Source organism: Cupriavidus sp. GW822-FHT06G04 (assembly GCF_058799075.1).
In genome coordinates, this window is record NZ_JBXALD010000028.1 from 1 (window position 1) to 7,478 (window position 7,478).

Annotated in this window: 7 protein-coding genes and 1 pseudogene; all 8 read left to right on the plus strand. The window is 56.4% G+C overall.

The window, feature by feature from the left end; all coding sequences use genetic code 11:
• Positions 1-761: DUF2345 domain-containing protein (locus tag AC1RKI_RS29940; protein WP_492919067.1), on the plus strand; the 761-nt coding region annotated here is incomplete at its 5' end.
• A 3-nt stretch (positions 762-764) separates the two neighbouring features.
• Entirely contained in the window at positions 765-2,204 is a 1,440-nt protein-coding gene (locus AC1RKI_RS29945) for a M23 family peptidase (RefSeq protein WP_492880758.1), read from the plus strand.
• A 420-nt stretch (positions 2,205-2,624) separates the two neighbouring features.
• Positions 2,625-3,182, plus strand: a complete 558-nt coding sequence (locus AC1RKI_RS29950; RefSeq protein WP_492798415.1) for a hypothetical protein — start codon at positions 2,625-2,627, stop codon at positions 3,180-3,182.
• 41 nt (positions 3,183-3,223) lie between these two features.
• Complete coding sequence (locus tag AC1RKI_RS29955; protein ID WP_492798414.1) at positions 3,224-3,907, plus strand: hypothetical protein; 684 nt, start codon at positions 3,224-3,226, stop codon at positions 3,905-3,907.
• 155 nt (positions 3,908-4,062) lie between these two features.
• Positions 4,063-4,509 (plus strand): hypothetical protein, encoded by a 447-nt coding sequence (locus AC1RKI_RS29960; protein ID WP_492798412.1) that lies wholly within the window; start codon positions 4,063-4,065, stop codon positions 4,507-4,509.
• A gap of 37 nt (positions 4,510-4,546) precedes the next feature.
• Positions 4,547-4,807 carry a PAAR domain-containing protein gene (locus tag AC1RKI_RS29965; RefSeq protein ID WP_341249850.1) on the plus strand — a complete coding sequence of 87 codons (261 nt, stop codon included), beginning with the start codon at positions 4,547-4,549 and terminating at the stop codon, positions 4,805-4,807.
• 3 nt (positions 4,808-4,810) lie between these two features.
• Complete coding sequence (locus AC1RKI_RS29970) at positions 4,811-6,091, plus strand: hypothetical protein (protein WP_492798410.1); 1,281 nt, start codon at positions 4,811-4,813, stop codon at positions 6,089-6,091.
• Positions 6,072-7,478: pseudogene (locus AC1RKI_RS29975) on the plus strand (ImcF-related family protein); the annotation flags it as partial. The gene AC1RKI_RS29970 and the pseudogene AC1RKI_RS29975, both read left to right, overlap by 20 nt.

Genomic DNA, 7,478 nt, shown 5'->3' on the forward strand with positions numbered 1-7,478 from the left:
ACAAGCGCCAGAAGCGTGGGGAAGGTTTTGAGTTGCGGACGTCGGGGTGGGGGGCTTTGCGGGCGGGCAGGGGGATGTACATCACAGCCTACGACCAGAAAGCGGCGGCCGGGCAACAACTCGATATGCAGGAAACGATCGCGGAGTTGGAGCGCGCACTGAGCCTTGCCAAGTCGCTGGCGGCTTCCACGCGCCAGGCCCGAGCTGAACCTGCGGACATCGACGCGCAGCAGCAGGCAAACAGCGATCTGAAAAAGATGTCGGCGCCAGGCCTCCTGGTCAGCGCTCCCGCATCGATTGGCGTCGCGTCCGAGCGCAATATCCAACTGGCCGCCGGCAGAAACCTCTCAGCTGTGGCGGGCGAGAGCGTTGATGTCAGCGCTCTCCGACGTATCACCATGGCCGCGGGTGACCTGATTTCGCTATGCGCCCACAAGCTGGGTATCAAGATTTTCGCAGCCAAGGGCAAGATCGAGATCCAGGCGCAGAACGATGGGATGGAACTGTATGCGGATCAGCGACTGCATATTGCCAGTGCCAATGCGGACGTACTGCTCAATGCCAAGTTGAAGGCGGTGGTGGCGGCCGCGGGAGCGACCATCACCGTGGAAAACGGCGGCATTGTGTTCAAGTGTCCTGGCGATTACAGGATTGAGGCCGCGTCGTTCACGTTCGTGGGGCCGAACGGCGAATCGCTTTCTCTCCCCGCACTGCCGAAAAGCAGCCTGAATATCGATAGCCATTACCCCTCTTCGCGTTGAACCATGATCATCAGCCCTCCGTTTCTGCCGGAATCCGGCCTGACGTCGAACGACGCCGCTGCGATCGATCCGATGATGGACGCCGTGGACAAGCTCGAGTTGGAACACCACGGCGTGTATCCAATCGCATTCGACCGGCGCTGGCACTGTGGTACGCATCTGGCTCCGCTTGATCAAACCGACGCGGTGCGCGCCATTGCCGATGGTGAGGTGGTGGCCTACCGGGTCAGCCAGATGGCCATCTCTGATGGCGTAAAAAAGAAAGATGGCAGCCCGGAGTTGAATTCCAACAACGGCTTCGTCCTGCTCAAGCACAAAACCGACACCGGCGAGGGGCGAAAGATCACGTTTTACTCCTTGTACATGCATCTGCTGGACATGAACGCGCAGCAGCGCATCGCGCCACAGCCCATTCAGCCGCCCGCGACCGGTTCGGCGAGCGCCCTGCCTGCGTGGCTGCTGCACCCGACCGACGGCGTGAAGCTGGGGCACGACAAGCTGAAGGTCTACCGCAAGGACATGTTGGGGCACTGGGGCAACTGTCACGGGCGGCCGCATCTGCATTTTGAGATCTTCATGACCGAGGAGGATTTCAACGCCTACTTTGGCCATACCCAGCTCGGCAGCGATGCGCCGACCACGCCGGCCAGCACGGACTACTGGGGCCACAGCTACTACGTGATCCCCGGCGGCCAGGCTTTTGTGAGCGTGCCACCGGGTCGTGCCGGCTCGTCCTATTTCCCGGTCCTAAAAGACGGGACGCTCGATGCGCAAAGCAAGCTGTACGTCGAGGCGTATTTCCACAAGGGGCAGCGCTACACGCGCTCGTGGATGGAGACGGCGGGAAAACTCACCTTGCTGACGCCTCGACCGGTGGCAGATTCGTGCGGCGACTACGAATACAACTTGTTCCAGCGCGCCACCGATCTGTACCCCTCGTGCCCAAGCGCTGGTTATGAGCTATTGCGCTTCGGGCGCGTTCTGAGCACCGAACTGCCGCCACTCGCGGCCACGGAAAATCATGCATGGGTCGCCGTCACGTTTAACGACGGTGGTGCGCAAGGCTATATCGACATCAGCCAGTCGGCCGTAAAGAAGCTCTCCGACGCAGACTTCCCGTTCTTCACCGGTTGGCAAAAGATTGACGAATTGAATACGCCGTTTAGTCAGGATGGTGTGTGCGACTACGACGAACTACGCAAGATCGTGGACGTCGTGGAGGCATCGGAGACGCCCGCGCAACGCAAAGATCCCGCGTACATACAGGAAGACCAGCTTACGGCGTACGTCTATGGCAATGATGCGGTGCGGGAAAAGCTTAGAGGTTTCGTGTGCCATGCGCCGAGCGAATGGGACAAGAGGGGTAACGAGGCCCGCTACGCGCGACTGAATCAGCCGGACGGATTCTTTGGCAAGCGCAAGGACATCGATCCGGATGGGTAAGCTGACTTTATCAAGTTCGTGGAAAGGCTTCAGTTCCTGGATCAAGTGCCGTCGCTGGGCGGTGGCAAGAAGTTCTGGTTCTTTCATCCGCTGGCTTTTATTCGGCATTTTAGGAGGTGTGGGTGGCTGAGTCAGCCTGAACTTGTGCAATTGTTGCCGGCCTATATCTTGGATAAGGACGGAGCAAGTTGGAAATGGGTGGAGGTGCGTCTCTCGTGGGCAGCCCCATTTTTGTCGCAGTCGAACAGTATCGCATCTAGTCGCAGAATCGAACTAAATAAGGCCCTACGAAAATACGGGATAGCTGCGCCGACTCGCATGGCCTGTTTCTTTGGTAACGCCGCGCAGGAATCTCAATAGTTTCAGAAATTTCATGAAAGATCTTCATATTGGTATAAGCCGTGGGATGGTCGTGGATTTTTGCAAATATCGCATGCCAGTAATTATATTAAATACTGGAAATATCGTGGCTTTACAGTTCCTGTCAGTATTGAGAAAAAGCTTACGGAGCATACTAAGCAGGCCAATGCCAATAGGTTGCTGGTGAATGGAAAGAAGGCAATGTATGACCCAACAAATTCACTAAGCGACGCATCTACTGATTTGCCAATCGAGCTAATTATTAGGCGCGATAGTACCGAGAATGCGTTCGAAGCGGCGGATAGTGCTGGAGCATACTGGGCATGGTCCAAGGCATCTATGAGTGCAGATGAGTACTATCTCACGCCTGAAAGCACCATTAAATCGCTTGCTACCGCAAATGCCGGGAAAAAACATTATTACGAAAACAGAGCCTTCGGAAACGTGGCAGGGACAGTAAATACAGGGTCCCCGTCGAGTAGCTATTCCGCCATTTGGGGTATACAAGCCCGCTTTTTGGCGTTCGGGAATGCTCAAGTCATGTTGCTCGATGGTGGATCGTACACGCAAGCCGATGGTACGGAGGCGAATATCCCGCAAGACTATGTCAGAAGGTAGGTGTAGATCGTATGCGTAGAATTACATATCTAATATTCTTGTTGAGCATTTCTAATGCTGTTGCAACCGAAAATGTAAAGAATATTGGAAATCAGGCCGGGCAGTCACAATTTGCCGACGGTCCGGGGACTGTAATTTTTAATGTTGGTGACTGTAGATTTTCAATAAATTTAGGTCGTCATGATCATGTGCGGTTCAATGATCCGGAGGTTATTTTCTATCATTCTAAAGGCCGATTTGATAATAGTCGTCTCCCGTATTTGGATCAGGCGAGAATGTCGGCTGGATATGATTGGTCGTTCAAAAAAAATTCAAATCTAAGCGATAAGTGGTTTGGAATGATGTGCGAAAGCATTGAGAATTTCGCGTGGAACCTCCCTATGTCCTCCGACGGATGGGATATCTCGCCTGGTGTTGCTCAGATATTCGAGGCGAACTCAAGTAGGTGTCCTGCAAATCTTCTTGACGGAAGATGGGTCCTGAAGAGTAAAGAGGTAGGAGTCTTATTCAAAGAGATCATGGGTCGTGATTGGAGTGGATTTGTTGTTGGATACAAAAATAAATGGAATAAACGGTCTTTGGAGTATATTAAATTCTGCGTTATTCATAATAAAAACGTTATTGTCGGAGCATCTGAAAGTAGTGATCCACTGAATATCAATGTGAATTTTTTTGATAAGGTCATCGACTTGTTGTATACCGTTGATTTTGTTGATAATAATTGATTTATCTAAAAAAATTTTATGTTGCATAAATCGCAGCTCTCCAACCTATTTTTATAGTCCGGTTGTGGGATTTTGTCGACTCAGGGGTGAGGGTTTAATTCAGGAATTAATAAGATCGATTGAACGCTGTGAAAATAATGTGCAGAATTATAATATTGCTTGACGCCGCGTTGCATCTTCAACCTGTGATGGCTCAGGAGGCAAGGCGGTTCAATCCCGCTGGGGGTACTGCCGCAGTCGTTGTCGTTAAAAATCAGGTTATAGAGGTTAAAACAGTTCGGTCGGGGGAAGAAAAGAACGAGGCTATCTCGCTTAATGTGGGTGCCGATACGTCCGTGCATATCGAGATTAAGGATTACCATTTTGATGGAGCCTTGGATTACTCCGTGTGGTACTGGGATGAGGGCAAAGGCACTTACACCATCCATCGGATTTTTATTTTTTCGAAGAAACGTGCGACATTCAAAGAATATTTCCCGGATTGTGGCGACGAGTTCGTCAATCTGAAGGTCGATGAAACAAGGCGACGATTGATTATTACTTATTTCAAAAATAATGTGGCTACTCTATGCACAACAAAGCCTCCGCGCAAAATTGGATGATTTCACTATCATCCGGTTCGGATTTTAAGAAATGCAAGTGAAATCCCCAATCCGAGTAGGCGACGACCTCGAAAACGGCGGGCATGTCACAGGCGGCTCCTCAACCATGAACTTCATGGGCCGCGCGCTCGCGCGCAAGGGGGATCCAGCACTGTGTTTCAAGCATGGCCCGACCACGATTGCCGAAGGCGAGGGCCGCTTCCCGGATCAGGGCGGACAACCCGTGGCGATGCACCATCATCGCTGCGAATGCGGCTGCCGCCTGATTTCTTCGCTACAGAATGTCCGCATTGGCTAGCGCATGCCGATTGATTTGACGCCGGCCGGTTTGGGCCGCCCCTATCCTCGGAGGCCACGACTGCTGCCGTGGCTGGGCATCTGGGTCGCCTGCAACGTCTTCGGTTCAGCCGCGGCGGTGCTCCTGTGGCCCAGAAGCGTTCCTGCGCACGGAGTGCGGTTCTGGTTCTGCGTTTTCAGCATCCCGAATCTCACATTCCTGTTCCTGCTAGGCATCAGGCAGGCCGGCTTCGAAGCCCAATGGCTGCTTGCTTGGCATTGGAATCGTGCCAGGATCCGATGGTTGGCTGGAGCCATCAAGCGCGGACAGCGACCATTGCAGGTGCTGGGCATCGGCTATTGCTTGCCTTTGGGCTCTCAGGATCTTGCCGCTGCGATTGCGACGGGTAAGCCTTTGATGAAAGCGCAGCCGGCTCGTCTTGGATCTGGGCTTCCCATCCACAACCGTTTTGACGACACGTCGGCGACAATCGTCCTTCCCGAAGATGATGATCAGTTCTGGAGCGACATCGACACGGAGACACCTCGAGAATCTCCCGAGCAGATCCCCTCGGTCGTGCTCAAGATTGTCGAGGCGCTCCTGCCCCTTACGCCCAGTCTCGAGGCGTTGACTCGGTATGGGCCAGCTTATGCGCCGGTCGTACGAGTGTTGGCGCAGCCGGAAGACGCACCGCTCAGGGAGCAACAAGTGCTCGAGGCCTTGCAGCGCAATGGTCTCCCCGGCCTGGAATGCGCCACGGTGCCCGCCGACCAGGGTCTGATGGTCGCCGACGCTTGGTTGGATTCGGGTGAACGACGCCCGCTGCTGGTCATTGCCGTCGATTGGCAAGATGGCGCTCCGACCGAGAATGGCACCGAGGGCTGCGTCGCGGTGCTTCTCAACACCGGCTTCTACCATCTCCCTGAGTCCGTTCGGGTGGTCGGCTTCCTCCATCGTCCCGTAGTAGGCAATGTAGAAGCCTTGGGCGATCTGCTCACGATGACCCTGCTTTGGGGCGGTGCCGAAGCATCGGCGGTCACGCGCACCTGGATCACAGCACTCGGCAGCGAACACGACCGGGCGCTGCTTGCCGCATGGAAAGCTGCCTCGCTAGAACAACTGGCCAAGGCCGAAGCGCAATGCCGCCCCGATCGGATCATCGGGCATGCCGCGCCGCTCAATCCTTGGCTCTCCATCGCCGCCGCTATGTCGTGCGGCGCGAGCGGGGCACAACTGATCATGGACCGCGCCCAGGCTGCGGTGGTTTACGTTACAGCATCCCCCAATGACAACATTGAGCAGTAATCTACAGACCATTGCCGCGACTAGTCCGGATGCGTCCCGTTTCTCTATCGTCGCCCCTTGGGGGCTTGCGCTGATTGCGCTAGTCATGAGCATCACAGCCGTCGCCGGCGTCTGGTTTGCTGGCGACTATGTGGGGCTGCCGAGCGAATCCCAACGCATCTCGGTCGTGGTCTGGATCGCCATCGCTTTGGCTATTGTGCTTGTACTCCATTTTCTTGCCTGGATGCTGGGCGGCTACGCCATGGCTGAGCGACTGTTTGCGCGAGAATCCGACACCCAGCACATAAGGCCCCTCAAACGCGATGCGCGCTTGCAGACCCTGTGCGACGAATTGCGCGTGTTGCTGGGCTGGCGCTGGCGTTACAGGATGTCGTGGCTGCTGGTGAATGGCGATGACGCGCAAGTCGATGCCGTCGCGCCGGGCCTCAAACAGGCCGGTGTGCTGCAGGTCGCTGAGACGATTCTGGTGCACCCGTGCCCGGACGGCATCGACGCTCAGGCGTGGCGCAAGCAACTGCGGCAGCTACGCCGTCGCCGCCCAGTCGATGCTGTGGTGCAATTCGTGGGCGAGAATCAAAGCGCGACGACGGCGACGGAGCGTCTGCGCACGTTGTCCGGCATTGAGGCTGACCTGGGCTGGGCTGCGCCGGTGACGTTCCTTCACGCCGTGGCAGTCAAAGGCAAGCGTCCAGAACAATTTGAGGCGCTCGGGGCCTTCGCTCCTGCCGAGCCGCGTCGCACGGCCAACGCGAACCCTGAGGCGTTTGGCCTGGCCCTGCAGATTCTGGAGAATCGTTTGGCCAATGCGGGCGTCCGACGTTGCGCCGAGCCTTTGTCCATGCCGTATCTCGCGTTGGTCTCGTCCTACGTCAGCGGCCAACGCGCGCGCATTATGGAATGCTGGGCGGCGTGGCACGCATCAAAGTGGCGTCGCGCGACGCTGACTGGCGTCGTGTTTGCGCCGCTATACCCAGTTCCGGGCGCGCCGGTGCCCGTGCCTGTTGTCCCGGAAGTACTGGGCGGCGCTGGCGGAATGGCCACGCAGCCCGGTACCGCGTCGAGCCAACTGGCCCCTGTCTCGGCTCCGACGCAACCCGTGACGCTCTCGGCAGCGTGGCAAGCGATCTGTGCGAGTACCAGTCGGTATCGGGGCCGGCGCGTTGGGATCCATCCCAGGACGGTGATCACAGCACTCGTGCTGACTGCGATCGGCCTGTGGGTGGTCGGCATGCTCATCTCAGGCCTGCGCAATGAGCACGACCTCCAATCCGCCCATCAAGCAGTGCACGACATCCAGTCTGCCCCCACCGCCGCCGCGCGCCTCAAAGCCCTCGACACCCTGCAGCAGCAGATCCTGCGCTACGAGTACCGCGTCCAGCATCACGCG

What these genes read in the sequence shown, in the direction of transcription:
- AC1RKI_RS29945 (WP_492880758.1), top strand. Translation starts at nt 765, where the DNA reads ATGATCATCAGCCCTCCGTTTCTGCCGGAATCCGGCCTGACGTCGAAC.
- AC1RKI_RS29970 (WP_492798410.1), top strand. Translation starts at nt 4,811, where the DNA reads ATGCCGATTGATTTGACGCCGGCCGGTTTGGGCCGCCCCTATCCTCGG.